The sequence below is a fragment of the Haloferax sp. DFSO52 genome (assembly GCF_048158745.1).
In the GTDB taxonomy this organism is placed as follows: Archaea; Halobacteriota; Halobacteria; order Halobacteriales; family Haloferacaceae; genus Haloferax.
On record NZ_JBLOPB010000003.1, the window covers coordinates 191,451 to 216,150 of the forward strand.

Annotated in this window: 22 protein-coding genes; 10 read left to right on the forward strand and 12 right to left on the reverse strand. The window is 57.5% G+C overall.

Translation table 11 applies throughout. From position 1 onward, the window contains the following. Positions 1 to 215: 215 nt before the first annotated feature. The gene (locus ACK3SC_RS16900; RefSeq protein ID WP_416841409.1) at positions 216 to 1,421 is read right to left on the reverse strand and encodes an acyl-CoA dehydrogenase family protein; all 1,206 of its coding nucleotides are present in this window, start codon (positions 1,419 to 1,421) and stop codon (positions 216 to 218) included. Positions 1,422 to 1,651: 230 nt separating this feature from the next. Between ACK3SC_RS16900 and ACK3SC_RS16905 the strand changes: the two genes are divergently transcribed. The 5 genes from ACK3SC_RS16905 to ACK3SC_RS16925 all read left to right on the forward strand — a co-directional run bounded on the left by ACK3SC_RS16905 (position 1,652) and on the right by ACK3SC_RS16925 (position 8,636). Further along, positions 1,652 to 3,118 (forward strand): acetyl-CoA hydrolase/transferase C-terminal domain-containing protein, encoded by a 1,467-nt coding sequence (locus ACK3SC_RS16905; protein WP_416841410.1) that lies wholly within the window; start codon positions 1,652 to 1,654, stop codon positions 3,116 to 3,118. An 87-nt stretch (positions 3,119 to 3,205) separates the two neighbouring features. Beyond that, on the forward strand, positions 3,206 to 3,763 hold the full coding sequence (locus ACK3SC_RS16910; protein WP_416841497.1) for a MaoC family dehydratase: 558 nt from the start codon (positions 3,206 to 3,208) through the stop codon (positions 3,761 to 3,763). Between the two features lie 204 nt (positions 3,764 to 3,967). Then, entirely contained in the window at positions 3,968 to 4,723 is a 756-nt protein-coding gene (locus ACK3SC_RS16915) for an aspartate/glutamate racemase family protein (protein WP_416841411.1), read from the forward strand. Between the two features lie 65 nt (positions 4,724 to 4,788). After that, positions 4,789 to 6,573, forward strand: a complete 1,785-nt coding sequence (locus ACK3SC_RS16920) for a hydantoinase B/oxoprolinase family protein (protein ID WP_416841498.1) — start codon at positions 4,789 to 4,791, stop codon at positions 6,571 to 6,573. Further along, positions 6,573 to 8,636, forward strand: coding sequence for a hydantoinase/oxoprolinase family protein (locus tag ACK3SC_RS16925; RefSeq protein ID WP_416841412.1), 2,064 nt, complete (start codon positions 6,573 to 6,575; stop codon positions 8,634 to 8,636). The genes ACK3SC_RS16920 and ACK3SC_RS16925 overlap by 1 nt, the downstream gene beginning before the upstream one ends. 48 nt (positions 8,637 to 8,684) lie before the next feature. On the opposite strand, the gene ACK3SC_RS16930 is transcribed toward ACK3SC_RS16925, so the two are convergent. Both ACK3SC_RS16930 and ACK3SC_RS16935 read right to left on the reverse strand, forming a co-directional pair. Beyond that, positions 8,685 to 9,617, reverse strand: coding sequence for an ABC transporter permease (locus tag ACK3SC_RS16930; protein WP_416841413.1), 933 nt, complete (start codon positions 9,615 to 9,617; stop codon positions 8,685 to 8,687). A gap of 39 nt (positions 9,618 to 9,656) precedes the next feature. After that, positions 9,657 to 11,081 (reverse strand): extracellular solute-binding protein, encoded by a 1,425-nt coding sequence (locus ACK3SC_RS16935; RefSeq protein ID WP_416841414.1) that lies wholly within the window; start codon positions 11,079 to 11,081, stop codon positions 9,657 to 9,659. A gap of 169 nt (positions 11,082 to 11,250) precedes the next feature. On the opposite strand from ACK3SC_RS16935, the gene ACK3SC_RS16940 reads away from it, so the two are divergent. The 3 genes from ACK3SC_RS16940 to ACK3SC_RS16950 all read left to right on the forward strand — a co-directional run bounded on the left by ACK3SC_RS16940 (position 11,251) and on the right by ACK3SC_RS16950 (position 13,470). Continuing rightward, positions 11,251 to 12,225 carry an asparaginase gene (locus ACK3SC_RS16940; RefSeq protein WP_416841415.1) on the forward strand — a complete coding sequence of 325 codons (975 nt, stop codon included), beginning with the start codon at positions 11,251 to 11,253 and terminating at the stop codon, positions 12,223 to 12,225. 61 nt (positions 12,226 to 12,286) lie between these two features. Next, a complete protein-coding gene (locus ACK3SC_RS16945) occupies positions 12,287 to 13,054 on the forward strand; it encodes an SDR family NAD(P)-dependent oxidoreductase (protein WP_416841416.1) in 768 nt (255 codons plus the stop codon). A gap of 5 nt (positions 13,055 to 13,059) precedes the next feature. Continuing rightward, on the forward strand, positions 13,060 to 13,470 hold the full coding sequence (locus ACK3SC_RS16950) for a DUF3830 family protein (protein ID WP_416841417.1): 411 nt from the start codon (positions 13,060 to 13,062) through the stop codon (positions 13,468 to 13,470). Positions 13,471 to 13,507: 37 nt separating this feature from the next. Here the strand turns inward: ACK3SC_RS16950 and ACK3SC_RS16955 are convergent, their stop codons facing one another. Beyond that, positions 13,508 to 14,353 (reverse strand): ABC transporter permease, encoded by an 846-nt coding sequence (locus ACK3SC_RS16955; RefSeq protein ID WP_416841418.1) that lies wholly within the window; start codon positions 14,351 to 14,353, stop codon positions 13,508 to 13,510. Between the two features lie 67 nt (positions 14,354 to 14,420). Continuing rightward, positions 14,421 to 15,176, reverse strand: coding sequence for an SDR family NAD(P)-dependent oxidoreductase (locus tag ACK3SC_RS16960; protein WP_416841419.1), 756 nt, complete (start codon positions 15,174 to 15,176; stop codon positions 14,421 to 14,423). A gap of 110 nt (positions 15,177 to 15,286) precedes the next feature. Between ACK3SC_RS16960 and ACK3SC_RS16965 the strand changes: the two genes are divergently transcribed. Continuing rightward, complete coding sequence (locus ACK3SC_RS16965) at positions 15,287 to 15,916, forward strand: isochorismatase family protein (RefSeq protein WP_416841420.1); 630 nt, start codon at positions 15,287 to 15,289, stop codon at positions 15,914 to 15,916. 23 nt (positions 15,917 to 15,939) lie between these two features. Here ACK3SC_RS16965 and ACK3SC_RS16970 read toward each other — a convergent pair whose 3' ends face one another. From ACK3SC_RS16970 to ACK3SC_RS17000, 7 genes are all read right to left on the reverse strand, one after another. Continuing rightward, positions 15,940 to 16,980 (reverse strand): LLM class flavin-dependent oxidoreductase, encoded by a 1,041-nt coding sequence (locus ACK3SC_RS16970; protein ID WP_416841421.1) that lies wholly within the window; start codon positions 16,978 to 16,980, stop codon positions 15,940 to 15,942. Then, positions 16,977 to 18,218, reverse strand: a complete 1,242-nt coding sequence (locus ACK3SC_RS16975; RefSeq protein ID WP_416841422.1) for a Zn-dependent hydrolase — start codon at positions 18,216 to 18,218, stop codon at positions 16,977 to 16,979. Before ACK3SC_RS16975 ends, ACK3SC_RS16970 begins: the two co-directional genes overlap by 4 nt. A gap of 101 nt (positions 18,219 to 18,319) precedes the next feature. Beyond that, positions 18,320 to 19,516 (reverse strand): ABC transporter ATP-binding protein, encoded by a 1,197-nt coding sequence (locus ACK3SC_RS16980; RefSeq protein ID WP_416841424.1) that lies wholly within the window; start codon positions 19,514 to 19,516, stop codon positions 18,320 to 18,322. Positions 19,517 to 19,518: 2 nt separating this feature from the next. Then, a complete protein-coding gene (locus tag ACK3SC_RS16985; RefSeq protein WP_416841425.1) occupies positions 19,519 to 20,667 on the reverse strand; it encodes an ABC transporter ATP-binding protein in 1,149 nt (382 codons plus the stop codon). A gap of 143 nt (positions 20,668 to 20,810) precedes the next feature. Then, complete coding sequence (locus ACK3SC_RS16990; protein ID WP_416841426.1) at positions 20,811 to 21,245, reverse strand: universal stress protein; 435 nt, start codon at positions 21,243 to 21,245, stop codon at positions 20,811 to 20,813. Between the two features lie 97 nt (positions 21,246 to 21,342). Next, positions 21,343 to 21,774 (reverse strand): GNAT family N-acetyltransferase, encoded by a 432-nt coding sequence (locus ACK3SC_RS16995; RefSeq protein ID WP_416841427.1) that lies wholly within the window; start codon positions 21,772 to 21,774, stop codon positions 21,343 to 21,345. Between the two features lie 67 nt (positions 21,775 to 21,841). Beyond that, complete coding sequence (locus ACK3SC_RS17000) at positions 21,842 to 22,465, reverse strand: SHOCT domain-containing protein (RefSeq protein WP_416841428.1); 624 nt, start codon at positions 22,463 to 22,465, stop codon at positions 21,842 to 21,844. A gap of 138 nt (positions 22,466 to 22,603) precedes the next feature. Here ACK3SC_RS17000 and ACK3SC_RS17005 point away from each other — a divergent pair, with 138 nt between their 5' ends. Then, on the forward strand, positions 22,604 to 24,700 hold the full coding sequence (locus tag ACK3SC_RS17005) for a hydantoinase/oxoprolinase family protein (RefSeq protein WP_416841429.1): 2,097 nt from the start codon (positions 22,604 to 22,606) through the stop codon (positions 24,698 to 24,700).

The window sequence follows — 24,700 nt, forward strand, 5'->3', positions numbered from 1 at the left end:
ATGCCAATAGACACGATTCGACTCCTTCCGTAAGAATTCGTCCGTCGGGTGTAGCGGATCTCGTTCAGCAATGATATCACAATCGTACCGAAATCGTCCACTGTCGTTCGGCAGGGTTGAATGGTCAAAATACAGGGTTTAATCGTCACACATGTTAGTTGGTGTCTGTTCCACTCATCGCGTTCAAAATTGGCTAAAATGTAACTCACCGATGCTCAATACGAACGGGGGAGTCCCAGAACTTTCTCACCGAGATAGTTCAGAACTAACTCTTGGGTGATGGGTACTAAGCGTGTGAGTCGGGCCTCACGGAAGTACCGCTCGACGTCGTACTCGCTCGCAACGCCGAACCCACCGTGGGTCTGGACGGCAGCGTCGGCCGCTGCGAACGCGGCTTCTGCTGCCAGATACTTCGCCATGTTCGCTTGTGCGCCCACTGCCGCGCCAGTGTCCTCGTCGACGATGGCGGCGGCGTTGTAGGTGAGCATCTTCGCAGCCTGTATCTCGGCGTACGCTTTCGCCAACGGGTGTTGAATCGCCTGATTTTGCCCGATTTGACGCCCGAAGACGACGCGCTCTTTTGCGTACTCCACGCCCCGTTCGATTGCAAGTTCGCCAAGACCGATGCACTCTGCGGCGATGACGAGCCGTTCTTCGTTGAGGCCATCCAACACTTGATAGAACCCGTTTCCTTCCTTCCCGATGAGGCAATCGGCGGAGAGACGAAGATCGTTGAACCAGAGTTCGTACGCGTGGACTGCGTTACTCGCAGATTTCGGGATTGCCTTCATTTCGAGGCTCCCTGCAGAGACAGCGTCGTCGATGTTGACGAGGAACATCGAGATTCCACGGGTTCGCTTTTCCACTTCTGATTTCGGGGTCGTTCGGGCGACCAGCACGATGTAGTCACTTGCATCGACGCGAGACGTCCAAATTTTCTGGCCGTTGATGACGTACTCTTCGCCCTGTTTTTCCGCAAACGTCTCGATGGATGTCGAGTCGGACCCTGCATTCGGTTCGGTGAGCCCGAACGACTGGATCGCAGTCTCACCGGCCGCCACGGATGGCAGGAGTTCGTTCTTCATCTCGTCGCTCCCATAGCGAACGATTGGGACAGAGTTGTAGATTCCACCGTGAATCGACTGTGCAGCAGCGAACCCACCCCCGGCTGCCGCAATCTCTTCCATCATCACAACCACTTCGGGAGTTCCCATTCCAGCACCCCCATACTCTTCAGGTATCAAAACGCCAAACCAGCCGTGTGCTCCTAGTTCGGCAACGAACTCGGTGGGATACTCTCCGTCTTCGTCTTTCTTCCGCCAGTACTCGTCGTCGAAGTCGTCGCAGATATCCCGGATACTGTCTCTGACGAGACGCTGCTGGGCTGATAGCTCAACGCTCCCTGAGGTTACCGTCTTCATTAGCGCCCGTTGGATTGAGATTTGAATAAATCTATGGGCTCGTTGGTCTTCAACGACATATCTCAGGAGATCCGTGTCTTCGAAGGTCACGGCCTCCGAGTTGCTGTTAGAATCTGTACACAACGTTTATCCTATTTTCAGTCAGACCTGTAGTGTGATTCGATGAGTGGCACAGAGAACCGACACTGTAGCTGGACCTCCGCTCGACTAGAGCGGACTCCAAGTGAACGATGAGCAGGAACATCCCGGTCACAGAACGCGTCGCTGACGGACTTCCGCTCGGCTCTCCGGAGGACGCAGCGGCACGTATCGGCGACGAAGACACACTCGTCTTGAGTGGATTCGGGCGCGCAGGTTACCCGAAAGACGTTCCACTTGCGCTTGCTGCGAGTGAGAGAGACCTGTCACTGACCGTCATCAGTGGTGGCAGCGTCGGGAGCGAAGTCGATACGGCCCTCGTCGAAGCAGGCGCAATCAAGCGACGGTTCCCATATCAGGCGACGCCAGAAGCACGGTCTGCGGTCAACGAAGGGGCAATCGCATTTCACGACCGGCACATCTCCCGCCTCGGCGACGAAGTCACATTCGGCCACTACGGAACTCCAGACGTCGCACTCGTCGAGGCGGTTGCTGTCGGCCCCGACTGGCTCATCCCCACAACCTCTGTCGGTCATACCCCTGAGTACATCCACAGCGCATCACGACTCATCGTCGAGGTAAACGATGCACAACCACTCGAACTCCAACTCTTACACGACGTGTATTCGCGAACGCCTCCGCCGAACCGTGAGCCGATTCCACTTCCTGGTCCTGGCGACAGAATCGGTTCGTCACGTATCAAATTCGACCCAGAGAAACTCGAGATGGTCGTTCGGACTGACAGCCCAGACAAGTCCTACACGTTCAGAGAGCCCACAGAGACCGACCGGCGGATCGCACACAATCTCGCAACGTTTCTCGCCGACGAGGTCGAACGAAATCCGATGTTCGCTTCGGCAGTGAATCTGCAGTTCGGTGTTGGGAGTCTTGGAAACGCCCTGATGAGCGCATTCAACGACGTTGAGTTCGGCGACCGAACGGTTGCGTACTATGGCGAAGTCATACAGGATGGACTCCTCGACATGATCGACGACGATAAACTCGTGTCCGCCAGTGCGGCCTCGCTTGCGCTCTCCAGAGACGGTCAAGAGCGCCTCTTTGCCGACGTGGAACGATACGCTGAGCGAGTCATCGTTCGCAATGCTGCTGTCTCGAACAATCCATCACTCATCGACCGCTTCGGCGTCATCGGTGTCAACAGCGCACTCGAGGTCGACCTCTATGGCCACGTCAACTCGACGCACATTGCCGGCACACACGTCGCCAATGGCATCGGGGGGAGTGGAGATTTCACTCGGAATAGCGGCCTCGGCGTCATCGCACTCGGCTCGACCGCCAAAGACGGGGCGATTCCACGTATCGTTCCGATGGTTCCGCACGTCGACCACACAGAACACGACTTCTCGATAGTCGTTACCGAACAGGGCGTTGCTGACCTTCGCGGACTTTCGCCTCGTGAACGGGCCGAGGTGATGATTTCCGAGTGCGCCCATCCGTCGTTCCGCGACGACCTTCGAGCCTATCTGAACCGGGCTGATTCGCGCGGCGGGCACATCCCTCACGACCTCGCAACGGTCTTCGACTGGTACCTCGATTGACGGGCTCCGCGTCCTCGAATCGCTGTACAGTATTTCTCCCGATGCAAACGTTGGTATAGGATGGCTGCGTGTTCACGCATGGCACACATGACTGAAGAGACCGACCACGAACGACGACTCGCGAATGGCTGGCAAGGACGATATTACGAGGATTTCACTGTTGGAGACATCTACAAACATCCCTACGGTCGCACAGTGACCGAGACGGACAACGTGTGGTTCACCAATATCACGATGAATCTCAACCCGATGCATTTCAACGAAGCGTACGCTTCCGAGACCGAGTTTGGTGAGATACTCGTCGACGGCACGTTCGTCATCGCACTCGCAGTGGGGATGAGTGTCATCGACGTCTCGGCAAATGCGACTGCGAACCTCGGATACGACGAAATCCGACACCACGCACCTGTCTACCACGGTGACACACTCTTCGCCGAGAGCGAGGTTCTCGAGAAACGCGAGAGTTCCTCTCGCCCGCACGTCGGTATCGTCACGACCGAACTCAGGGCGTACAACCAGGATAACGTCCTCGTGTTGTCGTTGAAACGAACCCCGATGGTACTGAAACGAGAACACGCACAACCCACAGCGGCAAAACCGACAGGATGGCCCGAAGGTATCGGAACCCAACCGTCGGACTTATGACTGGGTGGAACAAAATCCGAATGCGGGGATAAAAGCCGAGACACTGCTGTCAGAGGCACTCACTTGAGTCGGATACTGCTGTCAGAGGCACCCACTTGAGTCGGATAGTATTTCATGGGAGTCGGGTCGTTCCCGACTCGCACGCTGGTTCGCCACCGACCGAGAACGCATATATAATTTGAGCGTGTCGTGCTAGCGAGGAACATGAAAATCAAGGCGATAAATCCGAATACGACCCTCGAGATGACAGAGAACATCGGACGTGTCGCAGACCGGTACACTCAGGACACGACCGAAATCATCGCCGTGTCACCAGAACGAGGCCCAGTGAGTATCGAATCGTACTACGACGACTACCTCGCAGTCCCTGGATTGCTCGAAGAGATTCTCACGGCCGACGACGATATCGATGCGTTCATCGTCGCGTGCTGGGGTGACCCGGGGATCGAAGCGTGTCGAGAAGTGACGGACAAACCAGTCGTCGGCATCGCCGAGGCATCGATGTATATGGCGAATATGCTCGGTGCGAGCTTCTCGGTTGCGACTATCCTTCCTCGTGCGCGTGACTTCATCGAAGCCGCGGTCAAAAAGACGGGGATGGAATCGAACTGTGCGTCGGTTCGGTGTACCGACCTGACTGTCATCGAGACGGAGACAGCCCGCGAGGCGACTATCGAAGGCTTACTGGAGGTAAGCTGGGAGGCTATCGAAGAAGACGGTGCCGAGGTAATCTGCCTCGGGTGTGCGGGCATGGGTGGGCTCGACGAGGCGCTCGAAGCGGAACTGCCAGTTCCGGTCATCGACAGTGTTGGTGCGGCGGCCGTTCTCGCAGAGTCACTCGTCACGCTTGGGAAGTCTACGAGTTCGGTCATGACCTACAAGCGACCCGAGTCAAAGCTTCAGCGAGGCTACCCAGACCACTTCCAGTTCGGTGACGAACCACCGATGGCTGACGACTGAAACTGGTCTCCTTCTGCGCTCGCACCCCGCTAGATATAATATTGGTGTGTGTGTCATTCTCAATGATGACTCGTGAAATAGACCCGATTACCCTGTCGGTCGTCCAGGGTGCATTGGAAACAGCACAGCGTGAAATGACGACTACGATGATGAACACAGCGCGGTCGAGTGTTCTCAACATCGCTCGAGACTATTCGAATGCATTGTTCGATGCCAAAGGGCAGATGCTCATTCAGGGACAGGACATCCCGATTCACCTCGGAAGTCTCATGCCGGCGACCAAGACGATTATCCAGCGGTTCGCAGACGACATCCAACCGGGGGACGTGATGTATCACAACGACCCCGCACACAGCGGGAGCCACATTCTCGATTGCTGTATGTACAAACCGGTCTTCGTCGACGACGAACTCCACTACTGGACAGTCTCGAAAGGGCACGTAACCGACATCGGTGGGCCGGTCCCCAGTGGATACAACCCGGATGCGACCGAGATATACGCCGAAGGGCTCCGTATCCCCCCGCTCAAACTGTGGGATGCAGGGGAACTGCGTGAAGACGTTCGTGACCTGTTGCTCGCCAACGTTCGCTCAGAGGAAGATTGGAAAGGCGACTTGAACGCGCAGCATGGAGCGGTCCAAATCGGTGAACGCCACCTGAAGCGACTCGTCGAACGATACGGAATCGAGACCGTCAACACCTGTTTCGACAGGCTGCTCGACCGTGCAGAAGAGCAGATGCGCGAGGAGATAGAGACCATCCCAGACGGGACGTACACCGGGACGTCACCGCTCGAAGACTCCGGACACGGGCTGGGTGAGATAGACATCACTGCGCATGTCACCATCGACGGCGACGAGGCACACATCGAACTCGAATCCCCTGAGCAGGTCCCATACTACATCAACTCGTACGAAGCCAACTCGATGAGCGGTGTCTACCTCGGGTTTATGATGTTCATGCAGCTCGACCCACCATACAACGAGGGGCTCTATCGCCCACTGACGGTCGACGTCGGTGAACCCGGGACGATGACGAACGCCACGGAACCAGCACCGCACGTCAACTGTACCACCACCCCAAGCGAGACGATTACAGACGCGGTCCGGACTGCGCTCGAAGCGGCCGTCCCGGAACGTGCGGTCGCCTCGTGGGGGCACACGAGCGGTGTCAACGTCGCTGGGACGGTCCCAGAGACTGGGAAGGCGTACACGACGATGGTGCTCGCCTCCATCATCAGCGGCGCGGGTGCCGCCCACAATATGGACGGCTGGCACTCCCGCGGTCCACTCTGTTGTTTCGGTGCGCTCTCCAGCGGCGACGTCGAAATCATGGAGCACATGTACCCATTCATCCTTCACCGATACTCGCTCCGTCCGGATAGCGGTGGAGCAGGCCGACAGCGCGGTGGCTGCGGAACTGTGTGGGAAGTCGAACCCCGAGACCACGAGATGCAAATCATCATGTGGGGTGAAGGGCGGAAGAACGAGACGCCGAACGCACTCGGGTCGTACAACTCCCTCGAACGACCAAAACTCGGCTTCGTCGAACACGAACGCGAAGACGGGAGTATCGAAGAGTATCGCGAGAATACGATCTTCGGGGTGAACCCTGGAGAACGGTGCCGGAACTACAACCCCGGTGGCGGTGGCGTGGGCGATCCATTGACTCGCCCCGTCGAGAACGTCGTCGAGGACGTGAAACAGGGAATCGTCACCCCAGTTGGGGCCTACGAAGAGTACGGCGTCGTCATGCACGACGACGGCACACTCGACGACGAAGAGACCGACAAGGTCCGGAAATCCAGAAGTAAACGGTCTGAGTCTGCCACTGCCGGAGGTGACGCCTGATGTACCGGCTTGGCATCGATAGCGGTGGGACGTTCACTGACTTCGTCCTTTCGGGTGAGGACACGCTCAACGTGTACAAGACGCCATCGAAGCCGTCAGACCCCTCACAGGCCGTCCGTGACGGTCTCGAACTCGTCGCCGACGACCTCGATACGGATATCGCCGGGCTCCTCTCGTCTATCGACATCATCATCCACGGCACGACGGTGGCGACGAACGCAATCATCGAACACACCGGGGCGAAGACCGGTCTCATCTGCACGGCGGGCCACGAGGACTCACTCGAGATACGGCTCGGACACAAAGAAGACGGTCACCGGTACGACATGGAGTATCCGATGGCCGAGATGCTGGTCCCACGCCACCTCCGGATGCCTGTCCGTGGTCGCATCCTCTCGGACGGCTCTGAGTACGAACCCCTTCACGAAGACGACGTCTACAAGGCCATCGAGCGCTTCAAACACGAAGGTGTCGAGGCTGTCGCCGTCTCGTTGGTCTGGTCGTTCGCCAACACCGACCACGAAAATCGCGTGGTCGAAATCATCGAAGAAGAGCTCCCCGACGTCTACACGTCAGTCTCTTCGACCGTGCTTCCGCAGGTGCGTGAGTACACCAGAACGAGTACGACGGTCGTCAACGCGTACGTCAAGCCGACGCTCGACCAGTACGTCGAACAGGTGGACGAGTATCTCGACGAACACGGGTTCGACGGACAGATTCGGTACATCCAGGCGAACGGCGGAATCGGAAGTAGTGAGTCGCTGAGAGCACGGCCGGCCTACGCAATCAACTCCGGCCCAGCAGGCGGCCCTGCTGCAGGACTTCATCTTGGACGGCAGTTTGGGTCCGAAGACGTCATCACTATCGACATGGGTGGGACGAGTTTCGACGTCAGTCTCACACGTGACGGTTCGACCGAGATTCGCAAGGACTTCGACCTGATGCGGTATCGAATGGGGCTTCCGATGCTCCAGGTCGAGACCATCGGTGCAGGTGGCGGGAGTATCGCGCAGTTAGACCGAGGGGTGCTGAAGGTCGGCCCTGAGAGCGCTGGCGCAGACCCGGGTCCAGCCTGTTACGACCGCGGTGGAACACGTCCGACGACGACGGACGCGCTCGTCGTCCTCGGATACCTCAACCAGACCGAACTCCTCGGTGGCCGAATGGCTATCGACGCTGATGCCTCTTGGCGAGCGGTAGCTGAACACATCGCCGACGAGTCGCAACTCGACGTCGAGACTGCTGCCGCAGGCATCCTCGAGATTGTGAACAAGACGATGGTCGACGGAATTCGACAAGTGAGCATCGAGAAAGGCCACGACCCCCGTGACTTCACGATGGTTTGCGGCGGTGGTGCTGGCCCGGCGCACGCGACTGGGTTAGCCGACGAACTGGGCATCGGGAGAGTACTTGTCCCGAAGACGGCGAGCGTCCTCTGTGCGTATGGTGAGGTCGTCTCTGATTACAAACACAACACACTCGCATCCTACCCATCTGCAATCACCGCTGTCGACCCTGACGACCTCGAATCGGTGTTCGCGGCGCTGGAAGCCGAAGGCGTCGAACAACTCCAAACGGAGGGTATCAGCGACGACGACATCAGCCTGAAGCGTGTCTTCGAGATGCGGTACCAGAACCAGATCAAAGAGTGTGAGGTCGAGATGCCGGCCACCGAAATCACCGAAGAGTGGCTCTCAGAGCTTCGTGACGCCTTCGATAGACGCCACGAGGAACTGTACACCTACGCCGAACCCGAGACTGCTGTCGACCTCATCAACATCGAGAGCATCGCCTACGGCGCGGTCACGCCGCCAGACGTCGAAGGGGTTCTCTCGTCCGACAACGAACTGTCGGACGCGATATCGGGCACGCGCGACGCCTACTTCGAGCGCGCAGGTGGGTTCGTCGAGACGACTGTCTACGATGGGTCACTCGTCCCAGCGGGGGCCGAACTCGACGGCCCAGCTATCGTCGAAGAAGACACGACGACTATCGTCGTCAACCCGGGATGGCACGCTCGACTCGACGAGTCTGGCGTCTACGAACTCACGGTCGGAAACTGAGTTCACTGCGGAATTTTTTCAAAACGAAAGCCGGACGAAGTGCGCCGGTCAGTTCTGTGCGATTTTACTGATGTCGACGAACCGCGTCAGGACGTAGACGACAGCGAAGATAATCACGAGAAGCGCGATGGAGAGCGCTGCTGCGTCGGGGTAGTTCAGCCCGTTGTTGACGGAGAGGTAGATGAGCGTCGTAATCGTCCCCTTCCCTCCAGAGAGGAACTGTGGGATGGTGAAATCACCGATAGAGAGGACGAACACGAAGATGATACCGATGACGACGCCTGGCATACTCAGTGGGAGTGTGACGTATCTGAACGTGTCGATGGGGTCCCCGCGAAGCGTCTCGGACGCATCCAGCAGGTCCTCGTCGATCTGCGAGAGCGAGATGAATATCGGAGCGGCCATGAACACGATGTAGGCCCCGAGATACCCGACGATCTGTGAGAACGGCGAGAACAGGAGTGCCTCTACCGGTGTTTCGACGAGGCCCCACTGGATGAGGAGTTTGTTGATGACGCCGGTCACCCCGAGGATCGGGTACCAGCCAATCGTGCGAATGACCGCAGAGGTCCAGAACGGAATGACGAGGAACAACAACAGCAGGATGCCGCCGTTTTGGCTGGTGTAAAACCGCAGGTAGTACGCCAACGGGTACCCGAAGATGAGCGTCACGACAGTGACTGCACCGCCGATGAGCAGTGACCGGATGAAGACGTCGTAGATGGTCGGTTGGAAGACAGCCTCCCACGCGTCGAGCGTGAACGTGAACTCGACGTTGAAACTCGAGTACGTGAGGAAGCTGTAATAGAGAATCACTACGAGAGGGGCGAGCAGGAAGATGAAGAACCACAGAACCGTCGGTCCTACAAGTATCTGCACCTCTCCGAGACGGGCACCTCGAAGCCGGGTGAAGAGCCCCTCACCGGCTTCTGCTTGCTGGTCTGCCTGTTCTGAACTCACGGCCGGGTTGCTATCTGACATTGTGTGATATCGTGTGCAAAAATTTAAATCCGTTTTCGTTTAGGCGCTCGTGAACTGTTTCCACAGTTCGAGCATGTAGTCGGCGTTGCTGGGCCAGATCTGGAAGAACCCGATGCGGTCGATACGTTCTTCGACAGGGCCACTGTTGCGCACCTGGCCGTTCGCGTCTGGTTCTCCTTCTTCCATCGACCAGTCGTACTGTTGTGGGTCGAACAGGCCCGGTTCGTCGACGGCCTGGTAGGTTGCTTGGCCTTCGTACGCCCAATCGTAGTACTCTGGGCCCATCCCCTGACCGGATTCGTCGGAGCCATCGCGGACGAGTTCCTTGTTCGGGTAGTGCGGGACAGAGTAGCCCCATCCCTGGATGTATCCGGGGAACCACGCACCGTAGTGAACGTCGTTGATGAGGGTGTGGACCACGTCGACGTTGTTCCGGTTCGTTGCGCCGGGGTTCAATGGCGCGATGCCACCGTACCAGTAGCGGTATCCTTGGACACCTGCACTCATCGTCGCGTACGTGCAGGGGGTACCTGCGCGGCGCACGTCGAGACAGGCGGGTTGCCAGATGTCGCCGAGGACTGCTTCTTCACTGGACATGAGGTTGACCGAATTCCCGTACGCGACCCACGTCGACCGGAACTGTCCTCGCTGTTTTTCTTTGATGAGGAAGTCGACTGCCGCGTCGAGTTGGTCTTCGGTTGGGTTGTTCAGGTCACCAACGTTTCCGTCGATCATGTCGTTGTCCAACATGTGCATCAGCGCTTCGGGGATGGTGATTGCCGACGTCGCACCCATCGCGACTTTCCCTTCGTACTGTGGGTCGAACAGGGCACTCCACTTGTTGACTGCCGACTCGTCGACCAGTTTCGGATTCAGGCCAATCGCGTCGAAGTTGTACACGTGTGGCGGGAAGAGGAGTTCCGTTCGTTCGTCGTCAGCCCACAGTTCCTCGAGAATCGTGTCGGTCTGTGCGCCAAGATACCCTACACGTTCTCCGGGGTCCGTGAACAGTGGGGTAATTTTCTCTTCGTCCCACTTGTCGAGTGAATCTTTCGGCACCGTGAGGCTGGCGTTGTTGTCTTTTGTGATTGCGCCCGCCCCGGAAGTGTCGATCGAGAACGCGTCGAACGTCTCGCGGTCACCACTGAGCAACTTCTGCTGTGTCGTCGGGATATCAGCATTCGTTACCTCGATGGGGATATCTGTGATTTCGGTGAACTTCGAACTTTGTCCGTCGCGAACTGCCCATGCTGGACCCATCCAGCGCACTGGTCGTTCGCCAGAAGAACCACCGCCGCCGCCGTTGCCCGAGGTGGTCGTACCGTCAGAACCACCGCCGCCGTTTCCTCCTCCGTTGGTGTCTCCGCCGTTGTCGCCGCCTCCAGTGCAACCTGCGAGTGCAAGTGTCCCTGATGTTGCGCCGACGCCCAACATGAAGTTACGTCTACTGATACCGCGTGACATGATACCATTTGTGACTGCTATGTACTTAACCTTTCACCTATTGGCGCCCGTATGTTGGATAATTTCGGGCATCAATGCCAAATTTTGAACAACGTACGGACAGAATTTTTACACTACTGGATTCCCGTGGCGACGAAAGAACTAACGATGTCGTTGGTCGATGTGAGGTATGCGACCAGAAATCGTAGTTCTCAGCACAGGGGGAACGATTGCAAGCACGTCAGGAGCGGGGGGTGCAACCCCACAGAAACGCGGTGCCGAACTTGTCGACGCAGTTCCGGAACTCGAATCGTATGCGAATCTGACTGTCACCGAGGTCGCCCACCGACCGAGTTTCGACATGGACTTCGAGACCATTTCTGCACTGCGTGAGGCAGTGGTCGAGGCAGTTGGCGATGGCGCTGCTGGTATCGTCGTCACGCACGGGACGGACACGATGGAAGAATCGGCGTACGCACTCGACCTGACGCTCGATGTCGAGGCACCCGTCGTGTTCACCGGAGCACAGCGTCGTCCTGACGAGACGAGTTCGGATGGTCCGGCTAACTTACTCACCGCCGTGAGGCTCGCAGCGCACGAGAAGCTCGTGGGTGAGGGAGGCGTATACATCGCGTTCGACGAGGAACTCCATGCCGCCAGAGACGTGACGAAGCAGCACACCAGTAAGTTGGACACCTTCGGCTCACCAGACAAGGGACCAATTGCGGCGACGACCCGTGAGGGAGTCCGATTCTTCCGAGCACCCGGCAGTCGGTCAGTAGACATCCAGACGACTGAGCCAACAGCCTCCGTGGAGATGGTCAAATCGGGTGTTGGCGTCGGTGCTGAACAGATAACGCGTGCCGTCGATGCAGGTGTTGACGGGCTCGTTATCGAGGGGACCGGTCTCGGTAATGTAACCTCTGCGCTCGGAGACGCCATCGGGGACGCCATCGATGCTGGCGTCGTTGTCGTCGTGACGTCTCGGTGTTCGGCAGGCGCTGTAAGCGGTGTCTACGGGACCGGTGGTGGTGGTGCGACACTCGCGAACCACGGCGTCGTGTTTGGTGGCGATTTGCCGGCCCACAAAGCTCGACTGAAGCTCGTGTACGCATTGAGTGTCGGTGGCGACCACGAATCTGTAGCCGAACTCTTCGACGAGTAGCGATCAAGATATCTTCATCCGCTGCGACAGCTATTTGCTGTTTCCTGTGGTGGTTGTTCACATGTCTCGATTAGCGGGCAAAGTCGCTCTCGTGACGGGAGCGAGTTCTGGAATCGGTAACGCCATCGCAACGACGTTCGGTCGAGAAGGGGCCAGTGTCGTCGTCGCCGACGTCAGACGAGAACCCAAACTCGACACAGAGCGGTCAGTGTTCGACAACCTCGACGACGTCGGTGCCGACTACACGTACGTCGAGATGGACGTGACCGACCCAGAGCAGATTCAGCGTGCGGTCGACACCACTGTTTCAGAGTTTGGTGGCCTCGACGTTCTCGTCAACAATGCGGGCATTTACTACCAGTATCCTGTCGGCGAGACACCGCTGGACGAATGGGACGAAATCATGGACGTGAACCTCAGAGGGCTCTTCCTCTGCTGCAAGATGGCGCTTCCACACCTCCGCAAGAGCGAGAATGGGAAGATCATCAATCTCTCGTCGATTCTGGGCCTCGTCGGAGCGGGCAACAGTGGTGCCTACTGTGCATCGAAAGGTGCGGTCTCGAACCTCACCCGGCAGATGGCTCTCGATTACGCGACAGAGGAGATAAACGTGAACGCACTTGCCCCGGGTATCATCGAGACGGCCCAGAACGCAGAGTGGCGTGAGAACGACCCTGAACTACTGGCAGACTGGCAAGCCTCGACTCCGTGGCCACGTTTCGGACAGCCTGAGGACGTCGCAGATGCCGCACTCTTTCTCGCCAGCGACGAGAGCGACTTCGTCACCGGTCACATTCTGAGTGTCGACGGCGGCTGGACGGCCTGGTGAGTCTCATGACGCTCACACTCACCATCGGCGACGAATCCTACGCCATGACGCTGCTCGAGGACGAAGCCCCGGAGTCGGTTCGCGTGTTTCGTTCTCTCCTTCCGCTCGAATCAGAGCTCATGCACGTTCGCTGGAGCGGCTATGCGGTCTGGGTCAACATCGACGACGAAGACCTCGGTGATGTTCCTCGAGAAAACCACACGGTCTACCCATCTCGTGGCGACGTTCTCCTCTACCCCGGCTACCGAAACGAACAGGAGATTCTCATTGCGTGTGGGCCAACCTGTTTCAAGAGTCCAGCGGGCGAACTCGCCGGAAATCACGTGGGAATGCTCGATGCCACCCGCGAAGAACTCGCAGCCCTCGAAGTACGAACACTCCGAGACGGCGTCCAGAAAATCACCATCACCGAGTGAGGTGACGGTATCGAAAAGTCGCTTTTTTGGTACCTGGTTAGCTGTTCCGCCCGCGGAAGACGAGGATGCCAGCGATAGCGATGAGGAGTGTCGAGGCAATCGTCGTGATGCTTCCCAGCGCGAACAGGTCGGGCGTCGCCCGGGTCGCCGACGCGATGGAGAACACTTCCAACGGCATCGTGTTCTCGTTTCCGAGCAAGAGGAGACTCCGCGTCGCCTCGTTGTACGAGAGGGTGAACGCGAACACGGCCGCCCCGAGCACCGTCGGCGCGATCTGTGGGAGAATAATCTGCCTGAGGACCGTGATGTTGTCCGCACCCATCACGCGAGCGGCCTCTTCGTTTTCAGCGAGATTCGGTGGGAACCCCGCGAGTAAGACGATCACTGCGAACGGGAGGGTCCACACCACGTGGACAGGGACTGCGAGCCAGAGACTTTTGCTGAGGCCGAGCAGTTCGTTCAAGAACAGCGTCGCGCCGACACCGTAGGTGATGCCCGGCGTGATAATCCCGATGATGAGTAAGAACAGCAGTCCACGCTGTCCCCAGAAGTCGTAGCGGTACGCGAGCGCCGCGGCCGTCCCCAGTACCGTCGTAATAACCATCACCACGACAGCAAGTTGGAGCGACCGTCCAACTGCCTCTATCATGGAGTCCGTCGCCAAGAGCTCTGAATACCATCTGGTCGTAAACTCGACGAACGGGAACGTCAGTCCGCCAGAGTTGAAGGAGAACGCGATGATCGAGAGGATTGGGAGGTAGATGTACAGCGCTGCAAGGGCAAAGTACGCGATGAGAACGTACTTCATGTTGACTCGTTCGACGACCGACGCGAGGCCAGACCCGTGGGTTGCCTCGCTGGTCCGCGCGGCTTTTGTTGACATCTAACACGGAGAAGACCGTCCACCACTATAAATCCTCAGTTCCTGCACTCTCGAATCGTGACATACGCTAGTGCATTGCGTCACCACCATCAGGGCTCAGCGTCTGTCCTGTGTAGTACGCACTGTCGTCACTTGCGAGGAAGACTGCGGTCGGAACCACGTCTTCGACACGGCCGAGACGTCCCATCGGGAGTTCGGCCTCTTTCGCGGCCCGCCACTCCTCGGAGAGGTCCCCGAGTAAGTCTGTCTCGATGGGGCCCGGTGCGATGGCGTTCACCCGCACTGTTGGTGAGACTTCTCTGGCAAGCGCCCGTGTGAACGCGATGACCCCACCCTTCGCCGCCGAGTAGTGAACCAGTTCCGTTGCACCCTTGATTCCCAACTGTGATGCGACGTTGACGATGCTCCCCCGCCCTGCGTCGAGCATTCCGGGGAGGAAAAACCGAGTCGTGAGAAACACTCCACGGAGGTCGACGGCCATCACTTCGTCCCACATCTCGACCGGCATCTCAGCCAGCGGCGACTGTGTGACGATACCTGCATTGTTGACGAGAATCTCGACTGGACCGTGGGCGGACTCGAACGTCTCGACCATCGCTCTGACACTTGCTTCGTCGCTCACGTCGCCTTCGAGCGTAACCGCGTCTCCACCGGCGGCACGAATCTCGTCGACGACGCTAGCCGCCTTGTCCGCCTCGGCCGTACTTGGTGGGTGATTGACTCCGACTGTTGCTCCTTCTTCGGCTAATCCCTTCGCGATACCGCGGCCTATTCCACTGCTCGCTCCTGTCACAACCGCTGATTTGCCGTCGAGTGACTCCATGGGTGTGAATCACACCCATAGTGCAAAAGTATTCACTCCGTCTTTCGACCGTAGACACCTCACAGAACCCGCTGAAAGAGTTATATCGCCAATCGTTGAACCATACGCGTATGTCTGCGGATAAGCGAGCAACGTACGAACGCGCGAGTATGGACACACGAGTCGGGTACGGCGACCATCCAGCACTCCTTGTCGTCGATTTGCAGAAGGGGTTCACGGACCCTGAAAATCCCCTCGGAGGCGACTTGACGGCCGTCGTCGAGCGAACGAACCGGCTGCTCGAAGCCGCACACGACAACGACGTCCCTGTGGTTTTCACGCGCATCGTCACCAGCCACGAGAACGGTTCCGATTACGGCATCTGGATGGAGAAGATTCCTCGACTCGATACACTCGTTGTGGGGAGTCAGTGGGTCGAGATAGACGACAGACTCGCTGTCGCGGATACCGACCACATCCTCGACAAACGGCAGGCCAGCGGCTTCCACGGAACAGAACTCTCGTCGATGCTCGTCGCGTGGGGAATCGATACACTCGTGGTCACGGGTTGTACGACGAGTGGGTGCATCCGCGCATCTGTCGTCGATGCCTGTGCGAACGGTTATCGGACGATCGTTCCCGAAGAAGCAGTCGGTGACCGAGCAATCGAGCCTCACGAGTCGAATCTGTTCGATATGAATGCGAAGTACGCAGACGTTCGCCCCGTCGACGAAGTCGTCTCGTACCTCATCGATCGGTGACGGGAACCCCCGACGAGATATCCTTATTTTTCGGTCATGTACGTGGCGAACACGTCGATAACCTCCTCGACGTTCGGGCCGAGAGAGTAGAGGGACGCTTCCGTACAGCCTGCATCACAGTAATCTGCGACTTTCTGTACGCAGTCTTCCGGAGTGCCCGCTGCCACGATGTTCGTGACGACGTCGTCCGAAACTAACCGACTCGCACGTTCGATATCGTCGGCCTTGGCGGGCCATCCACCGAGTTCTTCTTCGATTTGTGCGCCGAGTTCGGGGTCGATGCCACAGTTCTCCCGAATGTGAGGTTGTTGCCCGATGTACTGGGTCACGAGTCCACGAGCGTTGTCGATGGCGACGTCACGGTCTTCGTCCATCGAGACGGCGATTAACTGCGGGCGGTCCACGTCGTCGATGTCTCCTCCCTGTTTTTCGACGCCTTTCGTCAGCGCCTTCATCGCCTGCTCGTTGTGTGATGGCGGAATCAGGTAGTTCATATAGACGCCGTCGATGATTCCCTTCCCGACGAGTTCGCCGGACATCTTGTTCATCGTGAGCCCGGTCGCACCGATGTAGATCGGGACCTGTCGAGGTTTCGCGTCCGACCGCACGAGGTCTAACTCGATATCGTCGACCGAGATGAACTGGCCGTCGTAGGTTACGTTCTCGAGGTTGAGGAGGCGACGAAGGACCGTACAGTACTCCCACATGTACCGAAGCGGGTTCTGTCGGTCGATACCGACTTTCGATGCGAGTGGGTCCCACCACGCGCCGATACCGAGCATCGCTCTGCCATTTGAGAGTTCGTGCAGCGTCGAGAACGTCTGGGCCATCAACGCGACGTTTCGCGTGTAGCAGTTGGTCACACCGGGTGCAAACTTGATGCGGTCTGTCACTTGCGAGTACGCACCCATGACCGTCATCGCGTCTCGAACGAGACGTGACTCACCCTGCCAGACCGTATCGAATCCCTGCTGTTCGGCGTACTGTGCGTATCGGATTTCGTCGCGGATGTCTGGCCGCTCCCAGTTCCAGATACCGAGGCGCTCGAATTCTGGGTCGCTCATTCGACATCACCGCCTGCGAGCGTCACAGCAGCGTTCGCCAGTGTCGATGCCGCTGCATAGCAATCGTCCCAGCTCGTATATTCAGATTCGTTGTGGCTCTTTCCGTTCTCACTGGGGGCGAACACCATTCCCGTATCACAGACGCTGTGCATGTGTGTCGCGTCGTGGCCTGCACCACTGAAGATGCGCATACTATCTAATCCAAGGGCGTCCGCTGCGGCTTGGACTGCATCGACACACTGGTCAGCAAACTCGACCGCAGGGGCCCGCATTCGTTCTTCCCACTCCCAGTCGATTCCTTCGCGTTCGGCGGCCCACTCTGCCTCCTGAAGGACGCGCTGATACGCCTCTTCGATAATTTCGTCGCTCGGATCACGGAATCCCCACGTGAACGTCACTTCGTCTGGGATAATGTTGATAGAGTTCGGCTTGACGTCGACATAGCCGGTGGTTCCGACAGTTCGCTCACCGAGTGTGCTCGGAATCCGTCGAATCTGGGTGATGACATCCGCCGCAGCAACGAGTGCGTCCTTTCTGTAATGCATCGGTGTTGGCCCCGAGTGGTCGGCTTCTCCGTAGAAGGTCACCGCACCCCACGTGAAGCCGACGATGCCGGTGACGACGCCGACCTCTTTTTCGTTTTCTTCGAGGTACGGCCCCTGTTCAACGTGCAGTTCGAGATACGCTTCGTACGCTTCTTGCGGTTCTGCCGGGACGTCTCCTCTGTACCCGATTCGGTCCAGTTCCGCTTCGAACACCTTCCCGTTCGCGTCAGTCTTCGCGTACTCGCCTTCCAGCGAGTGGGCACCCGCCCAGACACCGCTTCCTTGCATCGCTGGTTGGAACCGCGACCCCTCTTCGTTAGTCCAGTTGACGATTTCGACAGGATGGACCGTCTCTACGTCTTCGTCGTTGAGTGTCCTGATGAGTTCGAGTGCGCCGATAACGCCCAGCGCGCCGTCGTAAATCCCTCCATAGGGTTGTGAATCGAGATGCGAGCCGACGAGCACCGGTTTCGCATCCGGGTCGGTTCCCGCACGCCGACCGAACATGTTACCGAACTCATCGATTCGGATATCGAGACCCTCCGCTTCCATCTGCGTTGCGAACCAATCACGAATCTCCTTGTCGTCATCAGACAGGGCGAGGCGGTGAAGGCCACCACCGTCGGTGGCCCCGATTGTGGCCTGCTCTTTCATCGTTGCGACGAACCGCTCTCTGTCTAACCGGATTGTCATACTAGACTGTGTTCAAAATGATAGATAAATCTTTGTTCCATCGTGACACGGCAGCCAATACCAAACAGCGACGACGAAAAGAACCGAGAGGGATCCGCGGCTTATTTCCCGAGAATATCGGTGTCGAGGTCGATGCCTTCGACGACACTCGTCTGTTCGAGGATGATGGTGTTCTTGGTGTCCCATCCGACCGTCACTCGGTCTGAATCGACTTCGAGCTTGTCCTCCGATTTCAGTTGAATCTCTTGTTCTCCGTCGTCAGTCTCGGCGAAGAGGATAATCTGGGTCCCACTCCCAGACTGGTAGATGACATCCTCGACACGACATTCGATTGTGTTATCGGTGTCGTCACCAAGTTTGACGAACTGCGGACGTACCGCAAAGGGAATTCGCTTCCCGACGACGTCTTTCGGTTGTGAGTGTAGGTTTGCGGTCGAAACGGTGAACTCACCGAGTGTAGTCTGCACTGTTGCGACCGACTCGTCGTCGGACAATCCGGTGATTTTGCCGTCGAACATGTTGGAGTCACCGACGAACGCAGCAACGAACGCGGTGTTCGGTTCGTTGTAGACTTCTTCGACTGGCGCACTGTGTTCGATCTTACCACCGTTCATGACGATGACCTGGTCTGCGAGGCGCATGGCTTGCGTCTGGTCGTGCGTCACGTAGACGAACGTCGTGTCGAGTTCGCGGTGGATGCGAAGGAGTTCTCGCTCCATCCGCTTTTGAAGCTTGTAGTCCATGTCTCCCAGCGGTTCGTCGAGCAACAGGAGCTTTGGCTCTAACACGAGACTCCGTGCAAGCGCAACCCGTTGTTTCTGCCCAGAAGACAGTTCTTTCGGCGGCCGCGTTCGGAGTTCGTGGAGTTGCATCATCTCGAGGACGTTCTCGAGGCGTTCGTCGATGACGTCCTTTGGAAGCCCCATCCGCTTTGGCCCGTAGATGATGTTTTCTTCGACAGTCAGGTGCGGGAACAACTGGAAATCCTGAAACACGAGCCCGATGTCACGTTCGTAGGTTGGCGCATGCGTGATGTCTTCTCCGCCGAGGATGACTTTCCCCTCTGTGGGCGGGATTTTCCCGACGAGTGAGTGCAGCGTCGTCGACTTACCGCACCCGGACGGACCGATGATGACACAGAAATCTCCCGCCTTTATTTCGAAGTCGATGTCGTCGACTGCGAGGGTTCCATCAGGGTAGATTTTGGTTAGTCCCTCTACTTTGAGGACGTTTTCTCTGTCGTCGATGGTGGTCTGGTGTTGCGGTTCAGTTTTATCGTCGAGATTTGCGTTAGACATTATCACACCTCCATGAGGTCGTCGACGGTAACTGTCTCGACCACGCTAAGCGTACTGTAGGCGACGCCGTCGTCTGCGTTCCAGCCGATTTTCGTTCGGGTTCCGTACGCTTCGAGCGGGACGTTCCCACTGACGACGATCTGGAAGTCTTCGGCGTCACCGTCGAGTGACACGGTAAACTCGGTTCGTTCCCCAGTGTAGGTCCGCCCCTGGACTGTCGCCGGCAGTTCGTTGTCCAGTTCAGCGGACCCTTCACCAATGGTTATGTCTTCGGGTCTGACGAGAACCATCACCTCTGTTCCGACGTCAGGGCTTTCACCGCGGGGCTTTGCGACGATTTCACCAACTGGCGTGTCGACGCGAACGTTGGGGCCGTCGGCACCGACGACCTGACCTAATAGCGGGTCCGAATCACCGATGAACCGGCCGACGAACGCGGTTGCTGGATTCTTATACACTTCGTCAGGGGTTCCAATTTGCTCGATCATTCCCTGGTTGATTACCACGAGTTTGTCGGCGAGTTTGAGAGCCTGATCCTGGTTGTGGGTGACGTAGACGAACGTGCTCCCGAGCGTCTCGTGGATCCGGCGAATTTCGAGTTCCATCCGCTTTTGGAGTTTGTAATCGAGGTCAGCCAGTGGGTCGTCGAGAAGCATGATCTCGCACCGTCGAACGAGGTTCCGTGCAAGTTCGACCCGTTGTTGCTGACCGCCACTGAGTTCCGAGGGAAGACTATCTTTTGTCTCTGTAATCGCGAGCAACTCCAGTGTGTCGTCGATTCGCTGCTGGATTTCTTCGTTGCTGAAATTCTCGCTCGACTGGCGAAGGCCGAATGCGACGTTCTCTCCGACGGTCATATGTGGAAACAGCCGTTCTTCGAAATCCTGAAACACATACCCAAGGTCTCGATTTTCGACCGGGATACTGTCGACACTTGCTCCATCGACCATTACCTCGCCGCTGTCGAACGATACGAGGCCAGCGATACACTTGAGCAGTGTCGACTTTCCACTCCCACTTGGTCCCACAATGACACAGAGTTCCGATGGCTCGATTGAGAAATCAACCCCTTTGAGAACTTGTTCGTTGGAAAATGACTTTTCGAGTGAGACGATAGATATGGCATTCTCACTCATGTTTACGGCACCCATGGTAGTCGAATCGAGAACAGCGAATTTAATACTTTTGGGGCGATTGCATCACTTCGATATACCGAGAATCCGCCTCGATATCGATGGTATCCTCCGTATTCGGCGTATTTACTCGTTCCAGGAACTATCGCGTCTGAATTCTGTCACCCCATTTTGAATACCGTACATGGAACCGGGAGGCCGAGAAGAATCTCCTGACTGGTGCTTCCCATGAGCGCCTTTCCGGTCGGTGACCGTCTTCGACCGCCGATGAAGACGTGGTCGATATCGTGATTTTCGACGTACGAGACCACTTCTGTTCCGGGATTGCCGACCACACCAGCGATCGTCAACTCGAGGTCAGCATCTCGAACGAGATGCGCTGCCTCTCTGACCTGTGTGTTTCGTTTTGCGATATCAGTGGGGTCTGCGGATTCGTATCTGAACTCTTCGAGCCGTTGTTCGAACTCACCTTTCGGGTACACGCGGAGCAGCGTGATTTTCGCGCCGAGTGCGGACGCAATCTCGACGGCGTGTTCGGTTATCTCCTCGACGTGCATTCGCTCCTCACCGATTGCAATGAGAATATTCTCAATCATGTGCTTGCTCGAATGCTTCGACGAACGGTAGCATAAGTGTGTGCCCGAAAAATGATGTGGAACCACGGTAGCTGCGAGACGTCTCGCACACCTGGGACTACGTCAAATCTTTCTTAAACGTATAGCAGTAGCGGTCGTACCCAACGTGTTCCTCGTAGAATCGGTGCGCATCGTCTCTCCAGAGACCAGACGCGAGTTCCACCACTGCGCAGTCGTGGTCTGCCGCCCATTCTTCGATGAACGACAGAAGTCGGCGACCGTGCCCCTCAGACCGTCGGTCTTCGCTCGTGACGAGGTCGTACACCCACGCGTGTTTCCCGTGATAGAGCGTCGTCGACATTCGGACGCCACCGACTGCGAGGATATCGTCATCCTCGAAGAGGGCGAACATCCGATAGCCCTCTCCAGCCATCGTCCGAAGATATCGAAGGTACGTCTCTTCGTCGACAGGGCGCAGTTCCGAGAGGACTGGATAGGCATCCATCCACTCCGATTCGTTCGTCAGTTCGTCAATGCGGGTCTCAGACATGGGATTCGCCACTATCTGTGACACAGAGGGCGGTAATAAATGGAACCGCCCACCACAACCGAGGTGCCTAGAGGCGGTCGAGAAGGTCGTGTTTCTTCGCTTCGAACTCTTCGTCAGAAAGCGCACCGCGGTCACGAAGTGCAGCGAGTCGTTCGAGCGCATCGAGTACATCTCCGGTTGTCCCGGCGCTGTCGGTAGCGGTCTGCGATTCGTTGACCTGCGTTTCAGCGAAATCGACAGCAGCAGTGCACTCGTCGACAGACGTCGCCGATGGGTACGACACGTACGTGACGTCGGGCGTCTCGACTCGGAGTCGATTATTCTGACCGACCGTCTGGAGGCTCACTGTTCGAATGGTTTCGTACGGTGCTGTTCGTATGTCGACTCGGGTCGGGTATTGAACGACGAACCGAACGGCACGGTCAGTAAAGAGCGTATATGCAGACCCATCTCGACCTGCCATCTTTCGCATCGGCTCTTCTCCGGTCACGATATCCAGCATCGTCCCTTCGAGAAGGTACTGTGGGCGTTCATCTTCGTCGACGATATCCCAGAGCGATGCCGACCCTGCACCGGCCACAGCTGCAAGACTCGCTGCCGTAACTGACTCACCCGCTGCTCGGTCGGCAAGGGCGGACAATGTCTCCCCATCGGCCGAAAGGACACCGTCGTGCCGCTCTGATTCGGTCATTGACTACCGAGAGGATATGCACCCAATTGGTTCTTTCGCGTACGTGGCGGTTCGTCTGCAAAGGGTGAAAACGAGCGACTGGGCTGATGTACGCTGATAGAAACAGATAAATCGTAGAAAGGGAATGTCTCCATGGGTATGCATAGCAATAGCAATAGTGGTGCTGGAATTCGTGTCGGCGTCGACGTTGGCGGCACGAACACTGACGTCATTCTCGTCGCAGGAGACGACGAGTATATTTTCAAGACGCCTTCGACGGACGATCCGTCCGTCTCGACAGTTACCGGCATCACTGAAATTTGTAAAATAGCAGACATCGACCCGTCTGACGTAGACCAGGTTCTCCACGGCACGACGGTGGCCACGAACGCGCTCATCGAGAATGAGGGTGCTGAGACGGGACTGTTGACGACGAAAGGATTCCGGGACGTCCTTCACATCGGTCGCCATCGCAAACCACACAGTTTCTCTTTGCAGCAGACGATTCCGTGGCAAGAGAATCCGATCGTCAAACGGCGACACCGGAAAGAGGTGACAGAGCGAATCCAGCCACCTGGCGAAGTTATCACACCGCTCGATGAGGATGAAGTCCTCCAGGCGACGGAGGAGCTCGTCGCCGATGGCATCGAGTCTATTGCGGTCTGTTATCTCCATTCGTATCTCAACCGTGACCACGAAACCCGAACGAAAGAACTGATTCACGAACACTATCCTGATATTCTGGTCTCGACTTCGAGTGAGGTTGTAGCGCAGTTCCGAGAGTTCGAACGGTTCACGACGACAGCAATCAACGCCCGCCTCGAACCTGTCATGTCTACGTATCTCAACCGGCTGCAAGAACGCCTCACTGAAGAGGGGTTCGACGCAGAGGTACTGATTATGCAGTCGAATGGCGGGATGGCGAGTGTCCAAAACGTTGCCAAGAAACCGGTGACGACACTCGTCTCCGGACCTGCTGCGGGTGTTCTCTCGGCGGAGTTCGAAGGAAACAACGTCGGCAAACCGAACCTCATCATGTTGGACATGGGAGGAACGAGTGCGGACATCTCCGTCATTCCCGGTCGCGTCCTCGAACGTGACCCCCGTGACAGTACTGTCGGTGGATATCCAACAATCTCACCGATGCTCGACATCGCGACGATTGGCGCGGGTGGCGGGTCTATCGCGTGGTTCGACGGCGCGATGGGTTTCAACGTCGGGCCAAAGAGTGCCGGAGCAAACCCCGGACCCGCCTGTTACGCACTCGGAAACGACCAGCCGACAACGACGGATGCACAGGTCGTCCTCGGGCGAATCGACCCCCAAACGTTCCTCGGCGGGAACCTCGACCTCGACCCGAGCCTTTCGCGGGACGCGCTCCAGACGCAACTCTGTGACCGTGCCGATCAGGTTCGGTTCGAGACACCAGAGCGGGCCGCGCTCGCCACGCTCGAAGTGGCGAACACGAACATGTACCGTGCAATCCGCGAACAGACCGTTCAACGCGGATACGACCCTCGCGAGTACACGATCGTCGCCTTCGGTGGTGCCGGTCCAATGCACGCCGCGAGCATCGCAGACGAACTCGAAGTCGGGGCCGTCTTGATTCCGCCGTCACCCGGTATCGCGTCAGCACGTGGGCTTCTCACTGGAAACGTCAAGTACGACTACCAGCAGACTGTCAGTAGCCCACTCGAGGAAGTCGACGGCAACTTCATCGACGAGGCGTTCGATGCGCTGGTTGCACGTGGCCGTGCGCAACTCGAACGAGACGAAATCGACGATTCACAGTGGTCGTTCCGCCGCTCTATCGATTGTCTGTACGAAGGACAGGGATACGAATTGAACGTCGACTTCGACAGCACCGATGGCGACTGGCATGGACGAGTGCGCGAGCGATTCGAGGCGAAACACGAGACTGAGTACGGACACTACTTCGAAAACGACCCGGTCGAACTACTGAACCTTCGCGTGACGGCTGTCGGCGACATCCAGTCGTACGTTCCGGCCAGCCTCGACGAAGGCGACGAAGACCCATCGGCGGCCCAGACGACCGAGAGTACGGTGTACTTCGGAACGTCCGACGCACCGGCCGAGATGACTGTCCCGAGATTCGACCGAGAAGAACTGAAAGTTGGAAACGCGATTTCCGGCCCGGCCATCGTCGACGAGTTCGACAGTACGGTGGTCGTACATCCCGGCTGGACGGCAACCGTTCTGGCCAACGGGTCTATCGAACTGCAGAAGGGAGACTGA

Bases quoted from the DNA above. Each gene is read 5' to 3' on its own strand.
- ACK3SC_RS16900 (WP_416841409.1), bottom strand. From the start codon at position 1,421: ATGAAGACGGTAACCTCAGGGAGCGTTGAGCTATCAGCCCAGCAGCGT.
- ACK3SC_RS16905 (WP_416841410.1), top strand. From the start codon at position 1,652: ATGAGCAGGAACATCCCGGTCACAGAACGCGTCGCTGACGGACTTCCG.
- ACK3SC_RS16910 (WP_416841497.1), top strand. From the start codon at position 3,206: ATGACTGAAGAGACCGACCACGAACGACGACTCGCGAATGGCTGGCAA.
- ACK3SC_RS16915 (WP_416841411.1), top strand. From the start codon at position 3,968: ATGAAAATCAAGGCGATAAATCCGAATACGACCCTCGAGATGACAGAG.
- ACK3SC_RS16920 (WP_416841498.1), top strand. From the start codon at position 4,789: ATGACTCGTGAAATAGACCCGATTACCCTGTCGGTCGTCCAGGGTGCA.
- ACK3SC_RS16925 (WP_416841412.1), top strand. From the start codon at position 6,573: ATGTACCGGCTTGGCATCGATAGCGGTGGGACGTTCACTGACTTCGTC.
- ACK3SC_RS16930 (WP_416841413.1), bottom strand. From the start codon at position 9,617: ATGTCAGATAGCAACCCGGCCGTGAGTTCAGAACAGGCAGACCAGCAA.
- ACK3SC_RS16935 (WP_416841414.1), bottom strand. From the start codon at position 11,081: ATGTCACGCGGTATCAGTAGACGTAACTTCATGTTGGGCGTCGGCGCA.
- ACK3SC_RS16940 (WP_416841415.1), top strand. From the start codon at position 11,251: ATGCGACCAGAAATCGTAGTTCTCAGCACAGGGGGAACGATTGCAAGC.
- ACK3SC_RS16945 (WP_416841416.1), top strand. From the start codon at position 12,287: ATGTCTCGATTAGCGGGCAAAGTCGCTCTCGTGACGGGAGCGAGTTCT.
- ACK3SC_RS16950 (WP_416841417.1), top strand. From the start codon at position 13,060: ATGACGCTCACACTCACCATCGGCGACGAATCCTACGCCATGACGCTG.
- ACK3SC_RS16955 (WP_416841418.1), bottom strand. From the start codon at position 14,353: ATGTCAACAAAAGCCGCGCGGACCAGCGAGGCAACCCACGGGTCTGGC.
- ACK3SC_RS16960 (WP_416841419.1), bottom strand. From the start codon at position 15,176: ATGGAGTCACTCGACGGCAAATCAGCGGTTGTGACAGGAGCGAGCAGT.
- ACK3SC_RS16965 (WP_416841420.1), top strand. From the start codon at position 15,287: ATGTCTGCGGATAAGCGAGCAACGTACGAACGCGCGAGTATGGACACA.
- ACK3SC_RS16970 (WP_416841421.1), bottom strand. From the start codon at position 16,980: ATGAGCGACCCAGAATTCGAGCGCCTCGGTATCTGGAACTGGGAGCGG.
- ACK3SC_RS16975 (WP_416841422.1), bottom strand. From the start codon at position 18,218: ATGACAATCCGGTTAGACAGAGAGCGGTTCGTCGCAACGATGAAAGAG.
- ACK3SC_RS16980 (WP_416841424.1), bottom strand. From the start codon at position 19,516: ATGTCTAACGCAAATCTCGACGATAAAACTGAACCGCAACACCAGACC.
- ACK3SC_RS16985 (WP_416841425.1), bottom strand. From the start codon at position 20,667: ATGGGTGCCGTAAACATGAGTGAGAATGCCATATCTATCGTCTCACTC.
- ACK3SC_RS16990 (WP_416841426.1), bottom strand. From the start codon at position 21,245: ATGATTGAGAATATTCTCATTGCAATCGGTGAGGAGCGAATGCACGTC.
- ACK3SC_RS16995 (WP_416841427.1), bottom strand. From the start codon at position 21,774: ATGTCTGAGACCCGCATTGACGAACTGACGAACGAATCGGAGTGGATG.
- ACK3SC_RS17000 (WP_416841428.1), bottom strand. From the start codon at position 22,465: ATGACCGAATCAGAGCGGCACGACGGTGTCCTTTCGGCCGATGGGGAG.
- ACK3SC_RS17005 (WP_416841429.1), top strand. From the start codon at position 22,604: ATGCATAGCAATAGCAATAGTGGTGCTGGAATTCGTGTCGGCGTCGAC.